This window comes from Bradyrhizobium cenepequi, assembly GCF_020329485.1.
In the GTDB taxonomy this organism is placed as follows: domain Bacteria; phylum Pseudomonadota; class Alphaproteobacteria; order Rhizobiales; family Xanthobacteraceae; genus Bradyrhizobium; species Bradyrhizobium cenepequi.
This window is the reverse complement of sequence record NZ_JAGKJI010000160.1, coordinates 1-927: the sequence shown is the minus strand read 5'-3', so window position 1 is coordinate 927 and position 927 is coordinate 1. Positions and strand designations below refer to the sequence as shown.

The window sequence follows — 927 nt, the reverse complement described above, 5'->3', positions numbered from 1 at the left end:
ACGGAAAATCGATGCGGCGCTGAAGGCAAAGATCGCCTTGGAGGCGCTGCGAGAACAATCAACGGTGGCGGATCTGGCGCAGCGCTACCAGGTGCATGTGAACCAGATTTATGCCTGGAAGAAGCAGCTTCAGGATCAAGCGGTTCGGGCGTTCGACGCGGGCGCTGGTTGGGATGGCGAGGCGGCCCACGAACTGGAGGTCGAGAAGCTCCACGCCAAGATCGGACAATTGACGGTCGAGCGAGATTTCTTAGCCAGGAGGTCCGGAAGATGAGCGCGCCGGATCGCCGAGGATTGCGTCAGCGCGATCATGAGAGGCTATCGATCCGCCGGCAACGCCAACTGCTGAGCGTGGCGCGATCGAGCGTCTATCGGCCGCCGCGGCCGGCCAATGACAACGACCTTGCGCTGATGCGGCGGATCGACCAGCTGTTCCTGGCCGTTCCTGGGCTCACGGCGGATGACGGCGATGCTCAATGGCGAAGGCTGTCGCATCAATCGCAAGCGCGTGCAGCGGTTGATGCGCAAGATGGGCATCGCGGCGCTGGGACCAAAGCCCAGAACCACAAAGCCGGCGCCGGGACACAGGATCTTCCCGTATCTGCTGCGCCATAGGGTGATCGACCGGCCGAATCAAGTGTGGGCGGCCGATATCACCTATGTGCCGATCGGCCAGGGCTTTCTGTATCTGGTGGCGATCATCGATCGGGCGAGCCGTGCGGTGCTGGCCTGGCGCCTGTCGAACACGATGGACACACCGTTCTGCGTGTCTGCGCTCGAAGAGGCCTTGGCGCGCTTCGGCCGGCCTGAGAGCTCAGCGCGATGCGAAGCATCGTCGCGACAATACCGACCAGGGCAGCCAGTTCACCAGCGCCGCCTTCACCGCCACGCTGGCCGCCGCCGGCGTCAGGATCTCGATGGACGGTC

At 63.8% G+C, this 927-nt stretch carries 2 protein-coding genes; both read left to right on the top strand.

Annotation, left to right across the window (positions count from 1 at the left end; genetic code table 11):
• On the top strand, window positions 1-274 hold a 274-nt coding region (locus J6497_RS40670; protein ID WP_225709748.1), incomplete at its 5' end, for a transposase.
• Window positions 275-460: 186 nt separating this feature from the next.
• The coding region (locus J6497_RS40665; RefSeq protein WP_249793991.1) for a DDE-type integrase/transposase/recombinase at window positions 461-927 on the top strand (467 nt) is incomplete at its 3' end.